The following is a 24,782-nucleotide window of genomic DNA, read 5'->3' on the forward strand; positions in this document are numbered from 1 at the left end:
GAAAGACCAAGACATGCAATCCCTCACCGGGGTGTCCTCGCGCGCCCTGCTCACCACCGCCGCGGTAACCGTCGCCGGCCTGCTCACCGCCGCGCCCGCCTGGGCCCACGTCCACGTCGACGCCGACAATCCGGCACCAGGGAACACGTCGGTGCTCACCTTCCGCGTGCCCGGTGAGTCGGACACCGGTGCGCTCACAACCCAATTGACAGTCGAACTGCCCGATGTGGCCTCGGCCCGCACCGAGGTCGTGCCAGGCTGGACGGCCAAGCTGGACCGCGACACCGCCGCCGGCACAGTTCGGTCGGTGACCTGGACGGCGAATCCCGGGGTGGGAATCTCCTCGGAGCAGTTCGCCCTGTTCCGGGTGTCGGTCAAATTGCCGGACGCCCCAACGGCGAGTTTCCCGGCCGTCCAGACCTACTCCGATGGCACCGTGGTCCGGTGGGATCAGGCTCCGTTGCCCGACGGCAGCGAACCCGAGCATCCGGCACCGCAGCTGGCGCTGAGCGGCGCCCCGTCAGACGACGCGCATGCCGCGCACGGGAGCACGTCACCTCCCACCGCACCGACTGCCGCGGAGCCGGCAGGCACCGTCGACAACTCGGCGCGCTGGCTGGCCGGCGGGGCACTGATCGTCGCGGCCGCCGCGGTGGTGGCGGCGCTTCTCAACCGGCGCCGGTCATGAGCCGGTTGTTGGCCGCCGGCCTGACCGGGCTGCTCCTGGCCGCCTCGGCGCTGCTCGGTGCCCCGGCGGCGTCGGCGCATGCGGCGCGGATCGCCGCCGATCCGGCCGAGCAGTCGTCGCTCAGTTCGTCCCCGCAGCGGGTGAGCGCGACGTTCAACGAGGCGTTGCAGCCGGCGTTCGCGAGCATGACGGTCGTCGGTCCGGACCACAACCTGTGGTCCGACGGGGATCCGAAGGTCGCCGGCGCCGTGATCAGTGTCGGTGTCCGTCCGCTCGGCCCGGCCGGCACCTACACGGTGAACTACCGGGTGACCTCGGCAGACGGCCATGTGGTCTCGGGCTCGTGGTCGTTCGAGCTGACCGTCGCGGGCACGGGCACCCCCGGACCGGCCGCCGCCTCCCCGGCGCAGTCCGACGGCGGCATCGTGGTGTGGCCTTTCGTCCTGGTTGCCGTCGTGCTCGTCGGCGGCGGAGCCTGGTGGGCGGTCCGACGTCAACGATGACGGCAGCGCTGATCCGGGCGCTGGCCGACGGCGCGGCCGTCGTCACGCTTGGGTTGGCCGCGGTGCCGCTGCTGGAATCCGCCCGCTATCGCGACGAGTTGGGCCGTAAGGCGGCTGGGCCACTGGCCGTGGCGGCGGCGGTCTGGCTGATGGCCGAGGTCGTGCGGCTGACGGCGGAGGCGGCGGCCACCGCAGGCCTGCGGTTCTGGCAGCTCGGCACGCACACCCTGGTCGATTTCGGTGTGCACACGGCCGCGGGACGATCAGGTTTGGTCGGTATCGCAGCGGCCTTGATCGTCGGCGTGGTGGCGATCTTCGTTCCCCGCAGCGCCACCACCACCGCTGCCACCGTGGGCCTCGCGGCGGTCGGCATGGCCGCCAGAACCTTGACCGGGCACCTCTCGGAGAGCCCGATCGGCGGCATGGCGGTGGCGGTGCACGCCTTGGCCGCCGCGGTGTGGTGTGGCGTGCTCGCGGCGCTGCTGCTCACCGTGACCCACCGCGGCCAGTGGGCCAGGGTGTTGCCCCGGTTCTCGCAGTTGTCGCTGTGGTGCGTGGGTGTGCTGCTGGCCGCCGGGGTCGCCGGGGCGGCCATCCGGCTGGGGTCGCCAACCGAGTTATTGACCACCGATTACGGCCGGGTGTTGACGGCCAAGCTGGTGGTGACCGTGGCGCTGCTGGGCCTGGCGTGGCGAAACCGCTCACAATGGCTGCCCGCGGCGCGCGCCCACCGCAGCACGGCTGCGCTGTCACAGAACCGCTCGATCGTGGAGTTGGGCATCATGGCTGTCGCGGTCACCCTTGCCGCGGCTCTGGCCGTCACGGGTTGACCGCCGGGGCGCCTGGCATGATGGGAATACTGCCGGCCCCCACCGACCGCGCTGGCGCGGAACACCAGATACTGCAAAGGAGCAGCCAGATGGCAGAGGAGCAGGATCAACCCGCCGAGAAGCCCGAGACCGCGGCTGAGTCGGCTCCCAAGCCCGGTCCTCCGCCTGCCAAGAAAGCCGCCAAGAAAGCCCCGGCCAAGAAGGCGGCTGCGAAAAAGGCCCCGGCGAAGGCCGCCAAGAAAGCTCCGGCAAAAAAGGCCCCGGCGAAAAAGGTGCAGCCTGCTCCGCCGCCCGCTCCTCCCGCGGCTCCTGTCGAGCCCGCACCCGCACCCGCCATCCCGGTCCCGGATGTCGCCAAGGCAGCCAAAGAGGCTGCTGCCCAAGCCAAGTCGACCGTCACATCGGCCACCAACCCGGTGGCTGGCCCAGCGCCGGTTCCACTGGCCGACAGCCCGTCGTCCAAACTGCCCGTGGTGGCAGCGGTGGCCGTCGGTGTTCTGGCCGTGATCCTGGTCCTGCTCAGCAGGCGAAGTTCCGAGGAAGACTGACTTTCCGGTTGACCCTGACGCGACGTCAGGGTCAATAGTGGCCTGCCCTGGCGAACATCTATGTGCAGGACGAGCGCTTCGCCCGCTACTACGACGATGCCGAGCCCGGGCTGGCCCAGTTCGTGCACGACATCATCGTGCAAAGTGTCGGCCGCTAGCGAGCTGCGATAATTGCGGGGTGAGTATCGAACCGCGCGCCACCGCTGATCTGGTCGACGAGATCTACCCCGACGTCCGTAGCTGCGATCTGCAGTTGCAGAACTACGGCGGCAAGACCATGTTCGCCGGGCCGATCACCACGGTGCGCTGCTTCCAGGACAACGCACTGCTCAAGTCGATCCTGTCCACCCCGGGTAACGGCGGGGTGCTGGTGGTCGACGGCAACGGCTCGCTGCACACCGCGCTGGTGGGCGACATCATCGCCGGACTGGCCGCCGACAACGGCTGGTCCGGGGTGATCGTGCACGGCGCAGTGCGCGACGCGGCCGCCCTGCGGACCATCGACGTCGGGATCAAGGCCCTGGGCACCAACCCGCGCAAGGGCACCAAGACCGGTGAGGGTGAGCGCGACGTCGAGGTCAGCTTCGGCGGCGTGACGTTCGTTCCGGGCGAGATCGCGTACGCCGACGAGGACGGCATCGTCGTCGTCGCCGCGTGACCTGACTCAAACCTTCACGGCTGCACGGTGTTTGGTGAAGTGCAGCGACTCCTCGTCGACCTTGCCGTAGCGGATCGTGCGCATGTCGAAGAAGTAGTTCTGCTTGAGTTTCCACGGCGCTGCCGAGCCTGACTTGGGCAGGGTGTCCATGGCCCGGCGGAAGTAGCCAGGGGTGAAGTCCATGAACGGCAGTTCGTCGACGCTGTCGCCGGGGTGCTGTGGTTCGACCCGGTCGAAACCGTTGGCGTCCATGTAGTTCAGCACGCGGCAGATGAACTCGGAGACCAAATCGGCCTTGAGCGTCCAGGATGCGTTGGTGTAACCGAAGGTGATCGCCATGTTCGGCACGCCGGAGAGCATCAGACCCTTGTAGGTCATGGACTTGGTCAGGTCGATCGGCTCACCGTTGCGGTGGGCCACCGCACCGCCGAACAGCTGCATGTTCAAACCGGTTGCGGTGACGATGATGTCGGCCTGCAGCTCCTCACCCGAGGTGAGCTTGATGCCCGTTTCGGTGAAGGTCTCGATGGTGTCGGTGACGACGCCGGCCTTGCCCGAGCGGATCGCCTTGAACAGATCACCGTTGGGCGCCAGGCACACTCGCTCGTCCCACGGGTTGTATCGGGGGCTGAAGTGCTTGTCGTAGTCGAACCCCTCGGGCAGCCGGCGTTCGGCCATCCGGCGCAGCACCTTCTTGAAGACCGCCGGGAAGTTGCGGGCAACCTGGTACTGCCCGGTGCTGTAGCCGATCTGCTTCCACCGGTTGACGAAGTGCGCCAGGTTTTTCGGCAGGTACTTGTTTGTCTTCAGCGCGACGGGGTCCTCCAGCGGCAGCGAGCCGATGTAGGTGGGCGAGCGCTGCAGCATCGTCACGTGGCCGACGCCGCCGTTGACCAGGGACGGGATCAGGGTCACCGCGGTGGCCCCGGACCCGATCACGACGACGTTCTTGCCCGTGTAGTCCAGGTCCTCGGGCCAGTGCTGCGGGTGGATGATCTGACCCTTGAAGTCCGCGGCACCCGGGAATTCGGGTGAGTAGCCCTCGTCGTAGTTGTAGTAGCCGCTGCACACCGACAGGAACGACGCGGTGATTTGCTTGGCTTCGCCGTTGTGCTCGATGTCCACGGTCCAGCGGTTGTCGGCGTCCGACCAGTCCACCGACAGGACGCGGTGGCCCGTGCGGATGTGCTCGCGGATGCCGTTCTCGTCGGCGGCCTCGTTGATGTAGTTCCAGATCGACTGGCCGTCGGCGATCGAGCGGGCCGACTCCCAGGGCTTGAACCGGAACCCGAGGGTGAACATGTCCGAGTCGGAGCGGATGCCCGGGTATTTGAACAGGTCCCAGGTGCCGCCGATGTTCTCCCGGCGCTCGAGGATCACGTAGCTCTTGGTGGGGCAGCGGTCCTGCAGGTGCCAGGCCGTGCTGATGCCGGAGATACCGGCGCCGACGATCACGACATCGAAGTGTTCGTTCATGGGACCGACGGTATCAACACGGTGTTGAGTGGGTCAACAGCCTGTTGATAAATTCAACACAGTGTTAAGGTTCTGGCTGTGACCACCTCCAGCACCACCCGCGCGCCGCGCGGTCGCCGAGCCGCCCGGCCATCGGGCGACGACCGTGAGGCGGCGATCCTCGCAACGGCTCGGCAGCTGCTGGAAAACAAGAAGTTCGCCGACATATCTGTCGATGACCTGGCCAAAGGCGCCGGAATCTCTCGCCCGACCTTCTACTTCTACTTCCCGTCGAAGGAAGCAGTCTTACTGTCATTGATCGATCCACTGATCAAGCGTGCCGACACGGGCTTCGACAGCGCGCTCGAAGACATGCCGGCCGATCCCAAGCGGGCGATTCGCCGGGGCATCGAGATCTTCTTCGACTCGTTCGCCTCGCACCCCGCCACTGCCCGCGCCGGCACCGAGGCGCTCAACAGCAGTCCGGAGTTTCGCACTTTTTGGTCCGGGCTCATGCAGAAGTGGATCAATCTGACGGCCGCCCTGATCGCGGCCGAACGGCAGCGCGGAGCAGCCCCCGACACCATTTCCGCGCGGGATCTCGCGACGTCGCTCAACCTGATGAACGAGCGGACCATGATGGCGGCCCTGAGCGCCGAACAACCCGCGGTCGACTACGACAAGGTGGTCGACACCCTCACCCACATCTGGTTGACCAGCATCTACGGCGACACCGACTAATCAGCGCCCTGGCCACTCGACTTCCACTACTACACGTCGTAGTTTACGAACATGCGGGTGGGGATCGTCGGTGGCGGGTTCGCCGGCCTTGCGGCTGCAATCGCATTCCGCGACACCGGCCACGACGTCGACGTGTTCGAAAAATCCGCCGGTCCGTCCACGGCCGGCGGCGCAATCTCCCTCGCCCAGAACGCCCTGACGTGCCTCTCGATTCTCGGCGTGCGCGAGAACATCCTCACCGAGCCGTGGTCACGAACGTCGGCCACCGTACGCACCTACGACGGCCGCGTTCTCGTGCGCCGCACGCTGGCCCAACTCACCGGCGGAGACCAGTACGCAACCGTGCTGCGTCGGCAGCTGATCACCTGGCTGACCGACCGCCTCCCGGCGCATTGCCTGCACTACGGCAGCACGGTGACAGGCGTGGGCGTCGACGGCTCGCTGACCGTGAACGACCGCGAACAGCGATTCGACCTCGTCGTCGGAGCCGACGGCACCCGTGGTGTCGTCCGACGATCGCTCTGGCCGGATGCGCCGCCACCGAGATTCACCGGCACAAATGGTTGGTCGTGGATCGTCGACCGTGAACTGGACTCCGGATTCGGCTCAATTTGGGGACGGGTCGCCGATTTCGGGATCCTGCCGCTGGCCGATGGACGCACCTACGTCTACGGCGGGACACACCAACCGCACGCCCAGTTACGTGACTATCGGGACTGGGCGACACCGCTGCCGATGTTGATCGATGCGGCCGACCCGCCCCAGATCGCCACCCCGGAGATCTTCGAAGCCCCGCCAGTGCGTGATCTGGTCCGCGGAAAAGTCGTACTCATCGGCGACGCGGCGCACACCATGCGCCCCACCTTCGGCCAGGGGGCGGCGCTGGCCATGGAAGATGCGATCACCCTGGCCACTGGCGGTGCCACCGAACTGGCGAAACGCCGTCGGCGCCACCTAGCGCTCTACTGCGCCTCCAAGATCGGGTCCTATATTGCGAGTCCACGCACCGAAATGCTGATGCGCAGCCGCGACGTCGCGCTGCGCCTCACACCGGATACGGTCTTCGGTCTCATCGCAGGATCTGTCAGCCGTTGGCGGCCACCAACCGTGCCGAGAGTTTGAGTCACTAGGCCCCGACTATGCGAACATATGTTCGTGTCCGATGGTCCGACTCTGCAGGCAGCCATCCTGCACGCTGATCTCGACTCGTTCTACGCCTCGGTCGAGCAGCGTGACGATCCGGCGCTGCGCGGCCGGCCCGTGATCGTCGGGGGCGGCGTGGTGCTGGCGGCCAGTTACGAGGCCAAGGCGTTCGGCGTGCGCACCGCGATGGGCGGACGCCAGGCTCGGGCGTTGTGCCCGCAGGCCGTGGTGGTGCCGCCGCGGATGTCGGAATACTCGGAGGCGAGTCGAGAGGTGTTCAGGGTCTTCGAAGACACGACGCCGGTGGTCGAGCCGTTGTCGGTGGACGAGGCGTTCCTCGACGTGTCCGGGCTGGCCCGGGTGTCGGGCACGCCGGTGCAGATCGCCCGACGGCTGCGCGAGCAGGTCAGCGAGCAGGTGGGCCTGCCCATCACGGTCGGCATCGCCCGCACGAAGTTCCTGGCCAAGGTGGCCAGCCAGGTCGCCAAACCGGATGGGCTGCTGCTGGTCCCGCCCGATCGCGAGCTGGCGTTCCTGCATCCGCTGCCGGTGCGCCGGCTCTGGGGTGTGGGCGCCAAGACCGCCGCGAAACTGCACGACCACGGCGTCGAGACGGTGGCCGACGTGGCCGAGCTGTCCGAGTCGGCACTGAGCACCATGGTCGGCGGCGCTATGGCCCGGCAACTGTATGCGTTGTCGCGCAACATCGATCGCCGGAGGGTGACGACGGGCGTGCGGCGCAGTTCGATCGGCGCCCAGCGCGCGCTGGGGCGACGCGGCAACACCATGTCGGCCGCGGAGGTCGACATGGTGGTGGTCAATCTGGTCGACCGCATCACCCGCCGGATGCGCGGCGCCGGGCGCACCGGACGTACCGTCGTATTGCGTTTGCGTTTCGACGATTTCGGCCGCGCCACCCGGTCGCACACCCTCCCCCGGGCCACCGCCTCGACGGAGGCGGTGCTGGCCGCGGCGCGGGCCCTGGTGAGCGCCGCTGCGCCCGTCATCGCCGAGCGGGGGCTCACCCTCATCGGTTTCGCGGTGTCCAACATCGACCATGCGGGCAGCCAGCAGTTGGAGTTGCCGTTCGAATCTGAGCCCGATCCGGTGGCGATCGACGGCGCGATCGACGAGGTACGTCAGCGGTTCGGCAACGCGATGCTGACCCGCGGGGTGCTCGTCGGGCGGGATCCTGGCCTGGAAATGCCTACGCTGCCGTATTAAAAGAACTGCGCCGCAATGAATCCGGCCAGCAATACCGCGAATCCACCGATCTCTCCCACGATCAGCGCCACCATGCCGGCATGAAGGGCCCCGGTCGGGTGCTCGAACTGGTTGGTGGTGTCCTGCTTGGCGCCGTGCTCGATGTAACTGCCGATCGCGACGACGAAGAAGAACACGAGCACCATGGCCGCGGTGAGATTGACCGCGGTGGGCCAGGCACTGAGCTCGACGAACACCGCCACCAGCAGCGTCGCGAAGGAATACAGCAGGGCGGCTCGGTGGGCGATGTCGACGTACGGGTGGGCCAGGTGATTTTCACTCGTGGCCATCTGCCGGTACTTCCACACCCCGAGTACCAGCGCCAGCAGGAAGATCAGGCCGGCGGCCAGCAGGGTGATGACGGTGTCGATGCCGAGATCCGCGTGCATCGCGTGAGTCTATGAGGCAGTCCAGTCGAGCAGTTGTTCGGCGGGCCAGGTGTTGACGATCCGCTCGGCGGGAACCTCGGCATCCAACGCCCGCTGCGCACCGTAACCCAGGAAATCGAGCTGACCGGGTGCATGCGCATCGGTGTCGATGCTGAACACGCAGCCGATGTCCCGGGCCAGCTCGAGCAGCCTCGTCGGCGGGTCGCGCCGCTCCGGGCGGGAGTTGATCTCGACGGCAGTGCCGTGGTCACGGCAGGCGGTGAACACCTTCTCGGCGTCGAACTTCGATTCGGGACGCTGTCCCCGCCCGCCGGTGACCAGCCGCCCGGTGCAGTGCCCCAACACATCGGTATGCGGGTTGGCGACGGCGTTCAGCATGCGCCGGGTCATCGCCGGGGCATCCATGGCCAGCTTGGAGTGCACACTGGCCACCACCACGTCCAGGCGTTCGAGCAACTCGGGTTCCTGGTCCAGCGATCCGTCTTCGAGGATGTCCACCTCGATCCCGGTGAGAATGCGCATCGGCGCGACGAGCTCGCGCACCTGCTCGATGACGTCGAGCTGCTCGCGCAACCGCTCGGGCGACAACCCGTTGGCGATCTTCAGCCGCGGCGAATGATCGGTGAGCGCACAGTATTCGTGGCCGAGTTCCCGTGCGGCCAGCATCATCTCTTCGATCGGCGCCGACCCGTCGGACCAGTTCGAGTGCACGTGCAGGTCACCGCGCAGCGCCGCGCGCAACTCTCCACCGCCGAGATCCTTGGCGGCTGAACGCAATTCGACCAAGGAGTCCGGCTCGTGGCCGGCCCAGGCCTGCGCGATCACCTTCGCGGTCTTGGGTCCGACCCCGGGCAGCGTCTGCCAACTGTTGCTCGCGCCGAGACGTTCGCGCTGGGCATCGGTCAACGCCTCGACGGTGTCGGCGGCATTGCGGTAAGCCATCACCCGTCGCGGGTCCTCCCGCGCCCGGTCCTTGTAGTACGCGATCTGGCGCAGCGCGGTGACCGGGTCCATGTGTCCAGTGTGCCCGTCGGCGCCGGCGCTCAACCGGCGATACGGATCAGCTTCTTGTTCACGAACTCCTCGATGCCGTAGCGGCCGAGTTCCCGCCCGAAACCGGAGCGCTTGACCCCACCGAACGGCAGCTCGGCGCCTTCGGCACCGACGGCGTTGACGAATACCATGCCGGCATCGATGCGGTCGGCCACGCGCTTGGCCTGCTCGGCGTCGGTGGTGAAGACGTAGGAGCCGAGGCCGAACGGGGTGTCGTTGGCGATGGCGATGGCCTCGTCTTCGGAGCCGGCCTTGTACACCACGGCCACCGGGCCGAACAGCTCCTGGTGGTACGCGTCGTTGTCTTCGGTGACGCCGGTGAGCACGGCCGGCGGGTAGAACGCGCCGCGGCGCTCACCGGCCGAGGTCAGCTGGGCGCCCTGGTCGACGGCCGTCTTCACCTGTTGCTCAAGGCGTTCGGCTGCGGCCTCCGACGACAACGGCGCGATCCCGTCGGCGGCCGCCAGCAGCTTCTCGGTGAACTTGGTCAGGAACTCGTCGTAGAGGTTCTCGGCGACGATGAATCGCTTGGCGGCGTTACAGGCCTGACCGGTGTTTTCCATCCGGCCCTCGACCGCAGACTCGACGGTGGCGTCGAGATCATCGGTGGACAGCACGATGAACGGATCGGAGCCACCGAGTTCCAGGACACACTTCTTCAGGTTGCGCCCGGCGATCTCGGCCACTGCGGCGCCGGCCCGCTCGGAGCCGGTCAGCGACACTGCGGCCACCCGCGGGTCGGCGATGATGTCGGCGACCTGGTCGTTGGTGGCGCGGATGTCGACGTAGGCACCCTGCGGAAAGCCGGCCTCCAGGAAGAGCAGTTGCAGCAGCTCGGCGGATTCGGGGCACTGTGGCGCATGCTTGAGCAGAATCGTGTTGCCCACCACCAGATTTGGGCCGGCGAATCGGGCCACCTGGTAGTACGGGTAGTTCCACGGCATGATGCCGAGCAGCACACCGATCGGGCCACGCTTGATCACCGCGCTGCCCTCGCCCTCGAGGAGGTCGATCGGCTCGTCGGCCAGGAACTTCTCGGCGTTGTCGGCGTAGTACTGGTAGATGGCCGCGCAGAAGTCCACCTCACCCAGCGATTGATCCCGCGGCTTGCCCATCTCACGGACGATCACGTCGGCAAGTTGTTCGCGGCGCTGTTCGTGCAGCTTCCCCACCTTCGCCAAGAGTGCGGCCCGCTCGGCCACCGTGGTGGTGCGCGCCCAGCTGCGGGCGGTCTTGGCGGCAGCCTCGATCGCGGCCTGGATTTCGGCGTCGGTCGAGGTCGGGTAGGTGGCGATCACCTCGGCGGTCGCCGGATCGGTGACTGCGTACTCACTCATGTTCGCTCCAGATGCTCAGGTCGCACGATTTCGTATTTTTCTGTGCCCGACACTACCGATTGCGGCGGCGAAATAGCCGTGAAGATACGTAATCAGCACGGCTTGGATTGCCAGGAATGAACCAGCGGACGCGACTAGTTTCGGATGACGTGCGCTTCGCCTTCAAAACCTCACCGCAGAACACCACGTGGGCCGACATGCTTGCCGTCTGGAAAGCTGCCGACCAGATCGACGTCTTCGAATCCGGCTGGACGTTCGATCACTTCTATCCGATCTTCTCTGACTCGTCCGGCCCCTGTCTGGAGGGCTGGACCACGCTCACCGCGCTGGCCCAGGCCACCGAGCGGTTGCGGGTCGGCGTGCTCGTCACCGGTATCCACTACCGCCACCCGGCGGTGCTCGCGAACATGGCCTCCGCACTCGACATCGTCTCCAACGGCCGCCTGGAACTGGGCATCGGCGCCGGCTGGAACGAGGAGGAGTCCGGCGCATACGGCATCGAACTCGGTTCGATCAAAGAGCGCTTCGATCGCTTCGAGGAGGCCTGTGAGGTTCTCAAGGGTCTGTTGAGCCAGGAGACGACGACGTTCGACGGCAGGTTCTATCAACTCAAGGACGCGCGCAACGAACCGAAGGGCCCGCAGCAGCCGCATCCGCCGTTCTGCATCGGCGGTAGCGGGGAAAAGCGCACGCTCCGGATCACCGCGAAGTACGCCGACCATTGGAACTTCGTCGGTGGTCCGCCCGAGGAATTCGCCCGTAAGCGCGACGTGCTCGCCGCGCATTGCGCTGACCTCGGTCGCGACCCCAAGGAGATCACGCTGTCGGCGCATGTGCGCCTCGGCGAGGACCGCGATTTTGCGAAGGTGGTCGACGAGGCCGCCGCGCTCGGCGCCGAGGGCCTGGATCTGGCGATCATCTATCTACCGCCGCCCTACGATCCGGCCGTGCTCGAGCCATTGGCCGAAGCGCTCCGGGGCAACTGAGTAGGCAGGTGCAATGAAAGCAAATACGCTGGGCAGTCGAGGAGGCTGCCCAGCGTAACTGCTCGATATGTCCTAGACGCCGAAGCGAAGTAGCTCGTCGGCGGTGACCAGACGTTCCTGCTTGGCCGGGAACTCGCGGCTCTTCATCGGATGACGGAACAATGACCAGGCAATTCGACCCATCCGTGACCGACTGATCGGGTTGATGTACACGGTGATCACTCCTGCGACTAACTGGTAGCTGTACCCGTAGTTCTACGTTACCGCAGCACTCTCACCGAGTCATTAGATACCGGACATCCGGCAAACAGTGTGAGCCACGCCGCACAAAAATATGCTGTTTTTCGTGAGGCTGGTGTGACTGGTGGGATTACCGAGCGGGCCCACTACGTGCGCGCCAGCTCCTCATCGAGGAACTCCGGCGGGTAGTCGTCGAGGTCGTCCGACGTCATGGACGTCTGGCCGGCATCAACCCGCTCCGGCGTCGTGCTCAGCCGTAACCAACCCACAGCCGCAATCACGGAACATCCGAACACGAGCGGATACCACCCACTCGCGAACTGGCCGACCCAGAACCGGCGCAGGTCCAGATAGTTCCAATAGACGCCGCTGAAGTACATGGTGGTGTGGTTGCGAGCCGGCCGGTGCAACGTCCACATGAAGGTCATCGCGAACAGGCCGACGGCGCGACACATCCAGCCGGCCGTCCACGGTCGTGGCGTCGTCAACGCTTTCGCCACGAACCAGAAGATCGCCGGCGCGAACCAGACCCAGTGCGCCGCCCAGCTGAACGGCGACACCGCGCAACCCAAAAGGCCCACCAGCACCACCGCCAGCACCGGTTCTCCTCGCCGGTGCGCCCACGCGGCCACCGCGAGGCCGACGGCAACCGCCAACAGGCTCAACACAATCCACTGCCATTCCGGACGGGGGTCCGGTGCGAAGTAGCGAGCCAGAAAGCCGTTGATGGACTGGTTCGCCAAATGATCGATACGGCTGATGTGCGACGTGTCCCCGAGATGCGTCCAGAACCAGGCACTGTCCCGCGGCAAGATCGGCCAAGTCAACGCCGCCGTCGCGACGAAAGTGATTGCGGCAGTGGCTGAGGCCCGCCACTGCCGGGTAACGAGCAGGTACGGCAGGAAGATCAGCGGCGTGAGCTTGATACCCGCCGCCAGACCCAGTCCGATCCCCCGCCACCGGGCACCGCTGGGTCGCAACAGATCGAGCATCACCATCGCCATGAGCACGACGTTGATCTGCCCCCACCACAACGTGGCCTGCACGGGTTCGACGTCGACGACGATCACAGCAAGTGCCGCACTCATCACGCCCAGCCGAAAGTCCGCCCGTACCCCGGCCAACCGCAGGATGCGCCACGCGATGAGCCCCAGTAGGCCAATCGACACCGCCAGCAAGACAAACTTCGCGACGTCGAAACCAAGCCAGGCCAGCGGCGCCAGCAGGAACGTCGCGAACGGCGGATACACGAACCACGCGCCACGCAGCGCTGGTTCGTCGTACAGGCTCCTACCATCCCACGACGCGTGCACCGCAGCGCGATACGTGTCCAGGTCGAAGTTGTTGCCGGTCAGTCCGTAGAACTGCGTGCTGAACGGGATGAGGTGGTCATGTACGAGCACCGCCAGGACAGCGATCAACACTGTCCCGGAGACGACGCGACGTCGCAGCCTCATCCGCCTGCCACGGTGCCCTTACCGCTGCGGCGCAGCAGTCGGCTTGATCGGTGCGGGCAGTGCGGTCTTGCTCATCAGGTAGCGGTCCACGCCGGCCGCGGCGGCCCGACCTTCGGCGATCGCCCACACGATCAACGACTGTCCACGACCCATGTCACCGGCCACGAACACGCCGGGCACCGAGGTCTGGAAGTTGTCGTCGCGCTTGACGTTTCCGCGGTCGGTCAGCTCGACACCGAGGTTGGCCAGCAGGCCTTCCTTCTCCGGACCGACGAAGCCCATGGCCAGCAGCACCAGGTCGGCCTTGAGCTCGAAGTCGGTCCCCTTGACCTTCTCGAACTTGCCGGCGTTCATCTTGACCTCGTGTGCCTTCAGCCCGGTGACACGACCGTCGGTGCCGACGAATTCCTCGGTGTTGACCGAGAACACGCGCTCGCCGCCCTCTTCGTGGGCCGAGGACACCCGGAACATCAGCGGGTAGGTCGGCCACGGCGTCGAGTCCGCGCGGGTCTCCGGCGGCCGCGGCATGATCTCGAACTGGTGAATGCTGGCCGCGCCCTGACGGTGCGAGGTGCCCAGGCAGTCGGCGCCGGTGTCGCCACCGCCGATGATGATGACGTGCTTGTCCTTGGCGGTGATCGGCGGCTGGCCGTTCTCGTCGAGGACCTCGTCGCCGAGCTGAACCCGGTTGGCCCACGGCAGGAATTCCATGGCCTGATGGATGCCGTCGAGCTCGCGGCCCGGGATCGGCAGATCACGCCAGGCGGTGGCACCGCCGGCGAGCACGACGGCGTCGTAGTTCAGCCGCAGCTGCGCCACGGTGATGTCGACGCCGACGTTGACGCCGGGGCGGAACGTGGTGCCCTCGGCCGCCATCTGCTCCAGACGCCGGTCGATGTGGCGTTTTTCCATCTTGAACTCGGGGATGCCGTAGCGCAGCAGGCCGCCGATGCGGTCGGCACGCTCGAACACCGTGACGGTGTGGCCGGCGCGCGTGAGCTGTTGCGCCGCAGCCAATCCGGCCGGCCCGGACCCAACGACGGCGACCTTCTTACCGGTCTGCACGTCGGGCATCTTCGGGACCACCCAGCCCTGGTCGAAGGCGTTGTCGATGATCTCGACCTCGACCTGCTTGATGGTCACCGGGTCCTGGTTGATGCCCAGGACGCACGACGCCTCACATGGGGCGGGGCACAGCCGCCCGGTGAACTCCGGGAAGTTGTTGGTGGCGTGCAGCCGCTCGATCGCGTCGCGCCACCGGTCCCGGTACACCAGGTCGTTCCACTCGGGGATCAGGTTGCCCAGCGGACAGCCGTTGTGGCAGAACGGGATACCGCAGTCCATGCATCGTGAAGCCTGGTCCTGCAGCGTCTCGTGGGAGAAGTCCTCGTATACCTCTTTCCAGTCCTTCAGCCGCAGGGGCACGGGCCGCCGCGGCGGCAGCTCGCGGGACGTGTGCTTGAGGAAACCGCGTGGATCAGCCATTGGCGGCCGCCATGATCGCGTCGTTGACGTCTTCGCCGGCGCGCTCGGCCTCGGCAATCGCGGCCAGCACGCGCTTGTAGTCGCGCGGCATGACCTTCACAAAGTGCTTCAACTCGTTATCCCAATCAGATAGGACCCGTTGCCCCACAGCCGAATCGGTGGCGTCGACGTGGGCCGCGACAAAGTCGCGCAACCAGGCCGCATCGGAAGCGTCCAACGCTTCCAGCTCCACCATCTCGCTGTTCAGGTTCTCGCCCAGCACACCGGCCGGGTCGTAGACGTAGGCGACACCACCGGACATGCCCGCCGCGAAGTTGCGGCCGGTGGGTCCGAGGATGACGACCTTGCCTCCGGTCATGTATTCGCAACCGTGGTCGCCGACCCCCTCGACAACTGCGTGGGCGCCGGAGTTTCGGACCGCGAACCGCTCGCCGACCTGGCCGCGCAGGAACGCCTCACCGCTGGTGGCGCCGAACAGGACGACGTTGCCCGCGATGATGTTGTCCTCGGCGGAGAACTCGGCCGGGGCCTCGTCGGCGGGACGCACCACGATCCGGCCGCCCGACAATCCCTTGCCGACGTAGTCGTTGGCGTCACCGTAGACCCGCAGCGTGATGCCCTTGGGCACAAACGCACCGAAGCTGTTGCCGGCCGATCCGTCGAACGTGATGTCGATCGTGCCGTCCGGAAGCCCCTGCCCGCCATAGGCTTTGGTGACCTCATGGCCCAGCATGGTGCCGACGGTGCGGTTCACGTTGGTGATTTTTGTTGAGAAGCGCACCGGCGAACCGGAATCCAGGGCCTCGCGGCTCTGGGTGATCAGCTGCTGATCCAGTGCCTTGTCCAGGCCGTGGTCCTGACGCGAGCTGCAGTACAGGTCCTGGTTCATGAACGCCGATTCGGGCTCGTAGAGCACCGGCGACAGATCCAGCTTGTGGGCCTTCCAGTGCTCGGCGGCCTGGGTCGTATCCAGCGCTCCGACCTGGCCGACCATCTCGTTGACGGTGCGGAAGCCCAACTCCGCCATGAGTTCCCGGACTTCTTCGGCGATGAACATGAAGAAGTTCTCGACGAACTCCGGCTTGCCGTTGAACCGCTCGCGCAGCACCGGGTTCTGGGTGGCGACACCCACCGGGCAGGTGTCGAGGTGGCAGACGCGCATCATGATGCAGCCCGAAACCACCAGTGGCGCAGTGGCGAAACCGAACTCCTCGGCGCCCAGCAGCGCGGCGATCACCACGTCGCGGCCGGTCTTGAGTTGACCGTCGACCTGGACCACGATGCGATCGCGCAGGCCGTTGAGCAGCAGGGTCTGCTGCGTCTCGGCCAGCCCCAGCTCCCACGGGGCACCGGCGTGCTTCATCGAGGTGAGCGGGGTGGCACCGGTACCGCCGTCGTGCCCGGAGATCAGCACCACGTCGGCGTGCGCCTTGGACACACCCGCGGCAACCGTGCCCACACCGTTTTCCGACACCAGCTTGACGTGCACACGCGCCGCCGGGTTGGCGTTCTTCAGGTCGTGGATCAGCTGCGCCAGATCCTCGATCGAGTAGATGTCGTGATGCGGCGGCGGTGAGATCAGGCCGACACCCGGGGTCGAGTGCCGCACCTCGGCCACCCACGGGTACACCTTGTGCCCCGGAAGCTGGCCGCCCTCACCGGGTTTCGCACCCTGGGCCATCTTGATCTGGATGTCGGTGCAGTTGGTCAGGTAGTGGCTGGTCACGCCGAAGCGGCCCGAGGCCACCTGCTTGATGGCGCTGCGCCGCCAGTCACCGTTCTCGTCCGGCTCGAAGCGGTCGACGCTCTCGCCGCCCTCACCCGAGTTCGACCGTCCGCCAAGGCGGTTCATCGCGATAGCCAGCGTCTCGTGCGCCTCGGCCGAGATCGAGCCGTAGCTCATGGCACCGGTGGAGAAGCGCTTGACGATCTCGGAGGCCGGCTCCACCTCGTCCAGCGGCACGGGCTGGCGGATGCCGTCACGAAACTTCAAAAGTCCGCGCAGCGAGGCCATCCGTTCACTCTGGTCGTCGACCAGGGCGGTGTACTCCTTGAAGATCGAGTACTGGCCGGTGCGGGTGGAGTGCTGGAGCTTGAACACCGTGTCCGGGTTGAACAGGTGGTACTCGCCCTCGCGGCGCCACTGGTACTCGCCGCCGACCTCGAGCTCGCGGTGGGCGCGCTCGTCGGGGCGGTCCAGGAAGGCCAGCGCGTGGCGGGTGGCGACGTCGGCGGCGATGTCGTCGAGGTCGATGCCGCCCACCGGGCAGCTCAGGCCGGTGAAGTACTGGTCGAGCACCTCCTGGGAGATGCCGATGGCCTGGAACAGCTGGGCACCGGTGTAGGACGCCAGGGTGGAGATGCCCATCTTGGACATCACCTTGAGCACACCCTTGCCGGCGGCCTTGACGTAGTTGGCCTTGGCCTTGTCACTGGAGATGCCGCTGATCACGCCGCGGTCGACCATGTCCTCGATCGACTCGAAGGCCATGTACGGGTTGATCGCGGCGGCACCGAAGCCGCACAGCATGGCCATGTGGTGCACCTCGCGGGCGTCACCGGCCTCGACCACCAGGCCGACCTTGGTGCGGGTGCGCTCGCGCACCAGGTGGTGGTGCACGGCGGCCACGGACAGCAGCGACGGGATCGGCGCCATGGTCTCGTTGGACTCACGGTCGGAGAGCACGATGATGCGCGCGCCCTCACGGATCGCCTCGGACACCTTGGCGCGGACGTTGTCCAGCGCTTCCTTGAGGCCCTGTCCACCGCGGTTGACGGGGTAGAGGCAGCGGATCACCGCGGCCCGCATGCCGTGTTTGCGGCCCCGGACCTCGTGGTCGGGGTCGACGCAGATCAGCTTGGACAGGTCGGCGTTACGCAGGATCGGCTGCGGCAGCACGATCTGGCGGCACGATTCCGGTCCCGGGTTGAGCAGGTCGCCCTCGGGTCCGATCACGCCCTGCAGGCTGGTGACCACCTCTTCGCGGATCGCGTCCAGCGGCGGGTTGGTGACCTGGGCGAACAGCTGCTGGAAGTAGTCGAACAGCATCCGCGGCCGGGTCGAGAGGATCGCGACGGGCGTGTCGGTGCCCATCGACCCCAGCGCCTCGGCACCGGTGCGCGCCATCGGGGCCACCAGCAGGTTCAGCTCTTCGTAGGTGTAGCCGAAGATCTGCTGGCGCAGCACGACACGGTGGTGCGGCATCCGCACGTAGTCACCCGGCGGCAGCTCGTCGAGCGGGAACAGCCCCTGCTCGACCCATTCCTGGTACGGGTGCTCGGCGGCCAGTTCGGCCTTGATCTCCTCGTCGGAGACGATGCGGCCCTGCGCGGTGTCCACGAGGAACATCCGGCCGGGCTGCAGGCGCAGCTTCTTGACGACGGTGGACGGGTCGAGCGGCAGCACACCGGCCTCCGAGGCCATCACCACCAGGCCGTCTTCGGTGACCCAGATGCGGGAGGGGCGCAGGCCGTTGCGGTCCAGCACGGCGCCGATGACGGTGCCGTCGGTGAAGCACACCGAGGCCGGCCCGTCCCAGGGCTCCATCAGCGAGTCATGGAACTCGTAAAACGCCCGACGGGCCGGGTCCATGGTGTCGTGCCGTTCCCACGCCTCGGGGATCATCATCAGCACGGCGTGCGGCAGGCTACGGCCGCCCAGATGCAGCAGCTCGAGCACCTCGTCGAACCGCGCGGTGTCCGAGGCGCCCGGGGTGCAGACCGGGACGATCTTGTCGAGCCCGTTGTCACCGAACACGTCGGTACGGATCAGTGCCTCGCGGGCGCGCATCCAGTTCTCGTTGCCGGTGACGGTGTTGATCTCGCCGTTGTGGGCGATGCGCCGGAACGGGTGGGCCAGCGGCCAGGACGGGAACGTGTTGGTGGAGAACCGGGAGTGCACGATGCCGAGCGCACTGGTCATCCGCTCGTCCTGCAGATCGAGGTAGAACGCCTTGAGCTGCGGCGTGGTCAGCATGCCCTTGTAGACGAAGGTCTGACCGGAAAGGCTTGGGAAGTAGACGGTTTCGCGTCCGGGGCCGTCCTGCCCGGGGCCCTTGGTACCCAGCTCGTGCTCGGCCCGCTTGCGCACCACGTACGCCTTGCGTTCCAGGTCCATGCCCGAGGCGCCGCCGATGAACAGCTGACGGAACGTCGGCATCGCGTCGCGTGCCAGAGCACCGAGCGACGAGTCGTCGGTCGGCACCTCACGCCAGCCGAGCACCTGCAGGCCCTCGGCCTCGACGATCTTCTCCACGGCTTCGGCGGCAACATTGGCGTCGCGCGATGACTGCGGCAGGAACGCGATCCCGGTGGCGTAGCTGCCGGCTTCCGGCAGGGTGAAGTCGCAGACCTCCCGCAGGAAGGAGTCCGGAACCTGCAGCAGGATGCCGGCACCGTCGCCGGTGTTCGGCTCGGCGCCCTGGGCACCGCGGTGCTCCAGGTTCACCAGGGCCGTGATGGCCTTGTCGACGATGTCTCTGCTGCGGCGGCCGTGAATATCTGCCACCATTGCCACGCCGCATGCGTCATGTTCGTATGCGGGGTTGTACAGCCCGACTTTTCTGGGCGCCATTCCCACCTTGCCCTTCAACACGCTTCTTATGAAGCTTTACCGCGCCGGCAATTGGCCGGCTCGGCGTTGGTGGCCTCCGTGCAGCACTGGACGACGGCTATGTTCCCCACGCCATAAGTGGAGAAAACGATAAGGCAAAAACCGTGGCAGATGCCAACTTAGCCAAGCCTAACTATACTGATTCGGCCCATTTGTGCCGCGGAAACCGGTTTCTCCACCGGAAAACGAAAGCCCTTGGTGCGCAGGCGGTTTAGCGGACGTCCGAAGCGGACCCGACGACACGATCCCCCGGCCCAACAACCGGTGGACGGCCGGTAAAATTTGCTGTGAACATCACACAGCGTCGTTATCGTGCCGTTATCTACATATACTGATTTGCAGAAAAGCTTAGTCAGATTCTTAGAAAGCGCGCGAACAGCCGGTCAGCGCCGTCACGGCCACCAGCACTGAAGGCCAACCGAAAGCCGTTGTCCAGCAAAACATTTGGCCCGCAGAACGCGATCTTCCCCGCTCTGCATACCCCCAGCCGGTATACAGTCCCGGCGATAGGCGTAACTCTTGACCGCGATGCACTATCCGCTGAATACCCCGCTGGGCCGCATGGGCGTACAAACGCTCGTGGAGGGCCCGGACCGTTGCGTGGCCTCCATCCCCGTCGGCGGCCTGCTCAATCCGCTGACCGCACAACCGACCGTCGCCCCTCTGGCCATGTTGGTCGACCACATCGGCGGTCTGGTCAACCACTATCGCCGCGCTGATGACGAGTGGACGGTATCCAGCGAGTTGGCCCTGGAACTGACCCCGCAGGCGATGGACCTGATCACGGCCTCACCAGCGGTTCCGGTGGTGGCGACGGGACGCCCCTTCGGACCGAAGGGCACGGGTTCACTGGGCCTGTGTGAGCTCACGCACGGAGACCAGTTGGTGGGTACGGCCACCGTGCGGTCCTTCCACATCCACGTCCCCGGCCATCTCGTCGAGTGGCCGACCGACACCACGGAGGGAACCCCACCCGCAACCCTGCAGGACCGTATGTCCGTGGAGGTCGCCGAGTCCGGCGGGGAGGCGGTGGTGCTGCGGCAGCTGCCCGATCCGGTCGTCAACAACAGCATCGGCATCGTGCATGGCGGTGTGTCGGCGGCCGCACTGGAGCTGGTCGCCTCGGCCGCACTCGGTGCCGGTGGGCACTGGCGCACGGCATCGTTGCGGGTCAACTACCTCAGGCAGTTCCGCGGCGGCAACGAATCTCGTTATGAGGCAAAAGCATTGCGCGTCGGCCGGAGCTCCGGCGTCGCCGACGCATGCGCGGTCGGCGACGACGGGAAGGTGGCATTGATCGCCCGGCTGACCGCCTACCAATGATCAGCCGCCAGGTTGATCTCAATGTGCCATCAGTTCCGCAACAATGCCTCTGCCATCGACGTTTGGCGTGACACGCTCCGGATGAACCACATCTACGGAGGAGTTCACCATGGATACACCGGCAATGCGACATCGTTTGGCAGCCGAGTTCATCGGGACGTTCTGGCTGGTTCTTGGCGGTTGCGGTAGCGCGGTGTTCGCCGCGAAAGTGCTCTCCGACGGCTTCCCGGTGGGCATCGGCTTCCTCGGCGTCGCTCTCGCATTCGGCCTGACGGTGCTGACCGGCGTCTACGCCTTCGGCACGATCTCCGGCGGACATTTCAATCCAGCAGTCACGCTGGGCGCCGCGCTGGCCCGCCGGGTGGAGTGGGCGGCGGTGGTGCCGTACTGGATCGTCCAGGTGATCGGCGGTTTGGTGGCCGGCCTGGTGATCTACCTGATTGCCAGAGGCAAGGACGGCTGGACCGCCACGGGAAACATGGCCGCCAACGGTTTCGGTGAGCATTCACCCGGCGGCTACTCGCTGGCGGCAGTCCTACTGGCCGAGGTAATCCTGACCGCAGTGTTCTTGTTGGTCATCCTGGGCTCCACCGACGACCGGGCGCCAAAAGGGTTCGCCGGGTTGGCCATCGGGCTCACCTTGACGCTGATCCACCTGATCTCGATCCCGATCTCCAACACGTCGGTCAACCCGGCCCGCTCGACGGCGGTGGCCTTCTTCAACGGCAACGACGCCCCCGCGCAGCTCTGGGCGTTCTGGCTGGCGCCGCTGGTCGGTGCGGCGATCGCCGGGCTGCTGTACGCGCATCTGTTCGGCGTCGCCGAACAACTCGCCGAACGCCCGGTGCGAGACGACGCGCTGGAGGGCCCGGCCTGAACAGGCCGGGCTCCCCTGCGGCGCTGCGTCAGGCGGACTTGCGGCGCGCCTTGCCGGCCGCACCCTTCTCGGTCGGCGCCCCCTCATGTGCCAGTTCGCCGCCCGAGTTCTCTAGGTGGGCCCGCACGAACCACTGGAACTTCTCCAGCTCGGCGGCGTGGTCGATGAGGATGTCCTGGGTCACCGGGTCGAGCTTTTCGAGCTTCTCGATGCCGTCACGGGTGTCTTCGATGACCCCGTTGTAGACCAGGTCGAGTGCGGCGAGGTGGGCCTGCACGGTGTCGCGCCCCACCGAGTAGTCGTCCCAGCTACGGTCGGCGACGATGGCACCCGGAGTGCCCTTCGGGGATTGGCCCAGGGCGGCGATGCGCTCGGCCACTTCGTCGGCGTAACCCCGGACCAGCTCGACCTGCGGGTCGATCATCTCGTGCACCCCGATGAAGTTCGGGCCGACGACGTTCCAGTGGATGTGCTTGAGCGTCAGGTGCAGGTCGTTGTACGTGCTGAGTTGCTTCTGCAGCAGCTTGGCGGTGTCAGCGCCCTGCTTGTCGGTCATGCCGGGAATGGTGAACGCGGTCATTGCGGTTCCTTTCGGTTCACGTTCGGTCGCGTCCCGGGTACCCGACTTCCCGGTCAGGCAATCATGATCGATCTAAAGCGACCGCAGATTCGGTATGGCCTGCCGAGCGCCGAAGCGCGGATTGTGCGCCAGCCCACTGGCTTCCAGCAGGCGGACGGCTCGCTGTCGGTGCGGCCGCAACGGTTCGAGTAGTTCCACCATCGCCGCGTCGTCGATCGGCCGGCCGAGCAGGGTGCGTCCCACCATCGTGGACAGGTTGTAGTCCCCCACCGACAGAGCGTCGGCGTCGCCGAAGGCCCGCTGCACCGTTTCGGCCGCGGTCCACTCGCCGACCCCGGGTAGCGAGCGCAACGCTGTCACGGCCCGCTCGGCCGTCAGCCGTTCCAGTGCATCGGCACGCTGGGCGCACCCGACGAACGTGCGGGCCCGTCGAGGGTCGACGTTGGCCCGGTGGAACTCCCACGACGGGATACGTCGCCAGACTTCTGGGCTCGGCATGACCCGCATCCCGGCGGGGGCCGGCCCCGGAGCCGGAGCCCCATATTTCGTCACCAATCTCCGCCAGGCCCACCAGGCGTCCATGCCCGAGACACGTTGTTCGATGATCGCGGGCACTAGCGCCTCCAACACCCGTCCACTACGCCCGAGACGCAGGTGTGGCACTCGACGATGGGCCTCGGCGATTGTCGGCTCGACCGGGTCGAATCCGCCGGCATCGTCCTCGGCGCCGATCAGCGCGGGAAAACCGTCGAGGAACTCGGCGCTACCAGGTCCCCAGGCCTCACAGTCGACGGTGTTCATCGCCGAGCTGCTGATCCGCGCGGTCACCGGGCCACCGGCCATCAAGCTGGTATGCCAGATCACCCCGGCGGCATCGACCCGCTGGCATGGATTCCCGCTGCTACGGCGCCATGGCGCCAGCGTCAGGCCCGGGCTCGCCGGGCCGTCGAACACGACGCTGGTGGAGGGCACCGCACCAGGCTAGGCGACGGTGATGTCGGCCTTGTCCGGGTAGAACGCCAGACGTTCGGCGATGTCGGCAACGGCGGGGTACGGCTGTTCGTACGTCCAGATCGCGTCGTCGATCCCGCCGACGTGGTAGTAGTTTGCCTCGCCCTTGTACGGGCAGTAGGTCGTGGTGTCGCTGCGGGTCAGGGCCGCGGTGACGTCCGCGCGCGGTATGTACTGGACGGCCGGATAGGTCGATTCCTGCAAGGTGAGCGCATCGTCGGTCTCGGCGACCACCTCGCCGTTGACCCGCACCGTGACGTGACGGCCGGTCGGGGTGACGGAGATGGGATGCGCGGCGGTGGGTTGGAGGATGGGGCGTTCGGTCATACCCCATTCAACATACGATCGGGCCATGAATGCTCCCGCTCCCGTGAAGGCCACCGTTTCCATCGCCGCCGACCCTGCGGCGGTGTACGCGCTCATCACCGATCTACCCACGCTGGCGTCGTTGGCCGAGGAGGCCCATGCGATGGAATGGCAGAAGGGTGCCACGGCCGCTCCTGGGGCGGTTTTCAAGGGGCACAACCGCAACGGCTCTAAAAGCTGGTCCACCACCTGCACCGTCACCGACGCCGAGCCGGGCAAGACCTTCGCGTTCGATGTGAAGTCTCTGGTGTTCCCGGTCGCGCACTGGCGTTACGACATCGCCGCCACCGACGGCGGCTGCACGGTGACCGAATCGACCTGGGACCGCCGCGCGGGCTGGTTCAAGAAGGTCGCCGGGTTGGCTACCGGGGTGGCGGATCGTGACGGTGCCAATGCGGAACACATCCGGCTGACCCTGCAGCGCCTGAAGGAGCGCGCCGAGGGTTGATGCCGCCGTTCAGAACGGTGGTGGTGGTCCGTATTCTTCGGCGAGCCAGATTTGGTATTGGCGTTCGACGTCGAGGTCGTTGTTGATTTCGGCGCGTAGGTGTCGTTCTTCGGCGATGCGTTCTTGGCGTTCTTGTTCGCGGGTGTGGCTGCGTTTGGGCATCTTCATGCCACGGTGCGGACTTTGCGCCTCGGGATCGGGGAGGTTGAGGTCCCCGGTGGGTTGGCCCAGGATGGGAAACAGCGTGGCGCCGTGGGCTTCGGTGGTGTAGGTGTGCCCGGTGGGTGTGTTGAATTCGACGGTGCCATCAGGTGATTGGCGATCGACCCAGCCGGGGCAAAACGTTTTGACGAGATGGTGTGTGCGGCAATACATTTTGGTGTTCGACGGATGGGTCGGCCCGGCCGGATAGGGCACGGTGTGGTCGACATCGCAGTACTGTGCGGGCCGGTCACAGCCGGGGAACCGGCAGGTCAGATCCCGCCAGAAGATGAACTCCCGCAACGCCACCGACGGGCGATACCCAGGCTCTGGAGCAGAGGTCCTGGCGGTGGAGGCTGGCGCGGCCTCACTACTGTCAGCCGCCGCGCGGGTGGTCTCGGGGGTGGGGTTGTCGTCGGGTAGGTGCACCGGTTTGCGGGTGGCGTTGGCGGCCAGGTCGCGCACGCTTTGGGCGGGCACGATCCCGTAGCCGGGTAGGTAGCCGGGGGTGGGGCTGTTGGCATCGAGGGTGGCTTGCTCAGCCAGCAGGTGCACCACCGCGGCATCGGCAGCAGCCCGGGTGCCGGC

25 protein-coding genes are annotated in these 24,782 nt (G+C 66.6%); 13 read left to right on the forward strand and 12 right to left on the reverse strand.

Going from position 1 to position 24,782, the window contains the following annotated elements; genetic code table 11:
• Window positions 1-13: 13 nt before the first annotated feature.
• The 6 genes from A5699_RS08715 (at window position 14) to rraA (ending at window position 3,227) form a co-directional block, all read left to right on the forward strand.
• Complete coding sequence (locus A5699_RS08715) at window positions 14-688, forward strand: YcnI family protein (protein ID WP_067768238.1); 675 nt, start codon at window positions 14-16, stop codon at window positions 686-688.
• Window positions 685-1,191 (forward strand): copper resistance CopC family protein, encoded by a 507-nt coding sequence (locus A5699_RS08720; RefSeq protein ID WP_067768240.1) that lies wholly within the window; start codon window positions 685-687, stop codon window positions 1,189-1,191. The genes A5699_RS08715 and A5699_RS08720 overlap by 4 nt, the downstream gene beginning before the upstream one ends.
• The gene (locus tag A5699_RS08725; RefSeq protein WP_082957629.1) at window positions 1,188-2,021 is read left to right on the forward strand and encodes a CopD family protein; all 834 of its coding nucleotides are present in this window, start codon (window positions 1,188-1,190) and stop codon (window positions 2,019-2,021) included. Before A5699_RS08720 ends, A5699_RS08725 begins: the two co-directional genes overlap by 4 nt.
• Window positions 2,022-2,110: 89 nt before the next feature.
• The gene (locus A5699_RS08730; RefSeq protein ID WP_067768284.1) at window positions 2,111-2,569 is read left to right on the forward strand and encodes a hypothetical protein; all 459 of its coding nucleotides are present in this window, start codon (window positions 2,111-2,113) and stop codon (window positions 2,567-2,569) included.
• Between the two features lie 56 nt (window positions 2,570-2,625).
• Window positions 2,626-2,727 (forward strand): TipAS antibiotic-recognition domain-containing protein, encoded by a 102-nt coding sequence (locus A5699_RS28405; RefSeq protein WP_369806676.1) that lies wholly within the window; start codon window positions 2,626-2,628, stop codon window positions 2,725-2,727.
• A gap of 20 nt (window positions 2,728-2,747) precedes the next feature.
• Window positions 2,748-3,227 carry a ribonuclease E activity regulator RraA gene (gene rraA / locus A5699_RS08735; protein ID WP_067768244.1) on the forward strand — a complete coding sequence of 160 codons (480 nt, stop codon included), beginning with the start codon at window positions 2,748-2,750 and terminating at the stop codon, window positions 3,225-3,227.
• Between the two features lie 6 nt (window positions 3,228-3,233).
• Here the strand turns inward: rraA and A5699_RS08740 are convergent, their stop codons facing one another.
• Entirely contained in the window at window positions 3,234-4,703 is a 1,470-nt protein-coding gene (locus A5699_RS08740) for an NAD(P)/FAD-dependent oxidoreductase (protein ID WP_067768247.1), read from the reverse strand.
• Window positions 4,704-4,781: 78 nt separating this feature from the next.
• Between A5699_RS08740 and A5699_RS08745 the strand changes: the two genes are divergently transcribed.
• Genes A5699_RS08745 through dinB form a run of 3 tightly spaced genes read left to right on the forward strand, consistent with a single transcriptional unit; the run spans window position 4,782 to window position 7,790 of the window.
• Entirely contained in the window at window positions 4,782-5,423 is a 642-nt protein-coding gene (locus A5699_RS08745; RefSeq protein ID WP_067768249.1) for a TetR/AcrR family transcriptional regulator, read from the forward strand.
• Between the two features lie 51 nt (window positions 5,424-5,474).
• Window positions 5,475-6,545, forward strand: a complete 1,071-nt coding sequence (locus tag A5699_RS08750) for an FAD-dependent monooxygenase (RefSeq protein ID WP_067768251.1) — start codon at window positions 5,475-5,477, stop codon at window positions 6,543-6,545.
• Window positions 6,546-6,572: 27 nt separating this feature from the next.
• Window positions 6,573-7,790, forward strand: coding sequence for a DNA polymerase IV (gene dinB / locus A5699_RS08755; RefSeq protein WP_067768252.1), 1,218 nt, complete (start codon window positions 6,573-6,575; stop codon window positions 7,788-7,790).
• Here dinB and A5699_RS08760 read toward each other — a convergent pair.
• Genes A5699_RS08760 through A5699_RS08770 form a run of 3 tightly spaced genes read right to left on the reverse strand, consistent with a single transcriptional unit; the run spans window position 7,787 to window position 10,608 of the window.
• On the reverse strand, window positions 7,787-8,218 hold the full coding sequence (locus A5699_RS08760) for a hypothetical protein (RefSeq protein ID WP_067768254.1): 432 nt from the start codon (window positions 8,216-8,218) through the stop codon (window positions 7,787-7,789). The genes dinB and A5699_RS08760 overlap by 4 nt on opposite strands.
• 9 nt (window positions 8,219-8,227) lie before the next feature.
• Entirely contained in the window at window positions 8,228-9,232 is a 1,005-nt protein-coding gene (locus A5699_RS08765; protein WP_067768256.1) for a PHP domain-containing protein, read from the reverse strand.
• A 29-nt stretch (window positions 9,233-9,261) separates the two neighbouring features.
• Window positions 9,262-10,608 carry an NAD-dependent succinate-semialdehyde dehydrogenase gene (locus tag A5699_RS08770; RefSeq protein ID WP_067768258.1) on the reverse strand — a complete coding sequence of 449 codons (1,347 nt, stop codon included), beginning with the start codon at window positions 10,606-10,608 and terminating at the stop codon, window positions 9,262-9,264.
• Between the two features lie 149 nt (window positions 10,609-10,757).
• Here A5699_RS08770 and A5699_RS08775 point away from each other — a divergent pair, with 149 nt between their 5' ends.
• Complete coding sequence (locus A5699_RS08775; protein ID WP_067768260.1) at window positions 10,758-11,594, forward strand: LLM class F420-dependent oxidoreductase; 837 nt, start codon at window positions 10,758-10,760, stop codon at window positions 11,592-11,594.
• A 72-nt stretch (window positions 11,595-11,666) separates the two neighbouring features.
• Here the strand turns inward: A5699_RS08775 and A5699_RS29050 are convergent, their stop codons facing one another.
• The 4 genes from A5699_RS29050 to gltB form a co-directional block, all read right to left on the reverse strand.
• Window positions 11,667-11,807 carry a hypothetical protein gene (locus tag A5699_RS29050; protein WP_142253883.1) on the reverse strand — a complete coding sequence of 47 codons (141 nt, stop codon included), beginning with the start codon at window positions 11,805-11,807 and terminating at the stop codon, window positions 11,667-11,669.
• Between the two features lie 173 nt (window positions 11,808-11,980).
• Window positions 11,981-13,291 carry a glycosyltransferase family 87 protein gene (locus A5699_RS08780; RefSeq protein WP_067768262.1) on the reverse strand — a complete coding sequence of 437 codons (1,311 nt, stop codon included), beginning with the start codon at window positions 13,289-13,291 and terminating at the stop codon, window positions 11,981-11,983.
• A gap of 18 nt (window positions 13,292-13,309) precedes the next feature.
• Window positions 13,310-14,776, reverse strand: coding sequence for a glutamate synthase subunit beta (locus A5699_RS08785; protein WP_067768264.1), 1,467 nt, complete (start codon window positions 14,774-14,776; stop codon window positions 13,310-13,312).
• Window positions 14,769-19,349 carry a glutamate synthase large subunit gene (gltB, locus tag A5699_RS08790; RefSeq protein WP_067768286.1) on the reverse strand — a complete coding sequence of 1,527 codons (4,581 nt, stop codon included), beginning with the start codon at window positions 19,347-19,349 and terminating at the stop codon, window positions 14,769-14,771. Before gltB ends, A5699_RS08785 begins: the two co-directional genes overlap by 8 nt.
• 567 nt (window positions 19,350-19,916) lie before the next feature.
• On the opposite strand from gltB, the gene A5699_RS08795 reads away from it, so the two are divergent.
• Together A5699_RS08795 and aqpZ are read left to right on the forward strand one after the other, a co-directional pair.
• Entirely contained in the window at window positions 19,917-20,711 is a 795-nt protein-coding gene (locus A5699_RS08795; protein ID WP_067768266.1) for a PaaI family thioesterase, read from the forward strand.
• 109 nt (window positions 20,712-20,820) lie between these two features.
• Window positions 20,821-21,588 carry an aquaporin Z gene (gene aqpZ, locus A5699_RS08800; RefSeq protein ID WP_067768268.1) on the forward strand — a complete coding sequence of 256 codons (768 nt, stop codon included), beginning with the start codon at window positions 20,821-20,823 and terminating at the stop codon, window positions 21,586-21,588.
• Window positions 21,589-21,616: 28 nt separating this feature from the next.
• Here aqpZ and A5699_RS08805 read toward each other — a convergent pair whose 3' ends face one another.
• From A5699_RS08805 to A5699_RS08815, 3 genes are all read right to left on the reverse strand, one after another.
• Window positions 21,617-22,168 carry a Dps family protein gene (locus tag A5699_RS08805; RefSeq protein ID WP_067768270.1) on the reverse strand — a complete coding sequence of 184 codons (552 nt, stop codon included), beginning with the start codon at window positions 22,166-22,168 and terminating at the stop codon, window positions 21,617-21,619.
• 72 nt (window positions 22,169-22,240) lie between these two features.
• Window positions 22,241-23,140 carry a DNA-3-methyladenine glycosylase gene (locus A5699_RS08810; RefSeq protein WP_067768272.1) on the reverse strand — a complete coding sequence of 300 codons (900 nt, stop codon included), beginning with the start codon at window positions 23,138-23,140 and terminating at the stop codon, window positions 22,241-22,243.
• 9 nt (window positions 23,141-23,149) lie between these two features.
• Window positions 23,150-23,506, reverse strand: a complete 357-nt coding sequence (locus A5699_RS08815) for a DUF427 domain-containing protein (RefSeq protein WP_067768274.1) — start codon at window positions 23,504-23,506, stop codon at window positions 23,150-23,152.
• 25 nt (window positions 23,507-23,531) lie between these two features.
• Between A5699_RS08815 and A5699_RS08820 the strand changes: the two genes are divergently transcribed.
• Window positions 23,532-23,993, forward strand: a complete 462-nt coding sequence (locus A5699_RS08820) for an SRPBCC family protein (RefSeq protein ID WP_067768276.1) — start codon at window positions 23,532-23,534, stop codon at window positions 23,991-23,993.
• Between the two features lie 9 nt (window positions 23,994-24,002).
• Here A5699_RS08820 and A5699_RS29525 read toward each other — a convergent pair.
• The coding region (locus A5699_RS29525) for an HNH endonuclease signature motif containing protein (protein ID WP_231965653.1) at window positions 24,003-24,782 on the reverse strand (780 nt) is incomplete at its 5' end.

Source organism: Mycobacterium sp. E802 (assembly GCF_001666875.1).
Taxonomy (GTDB): Bacteria; Actinomycetota; Actinomycetes; order Mycobacteriales; family Mycobacteriaceae; genus Mycobacterium.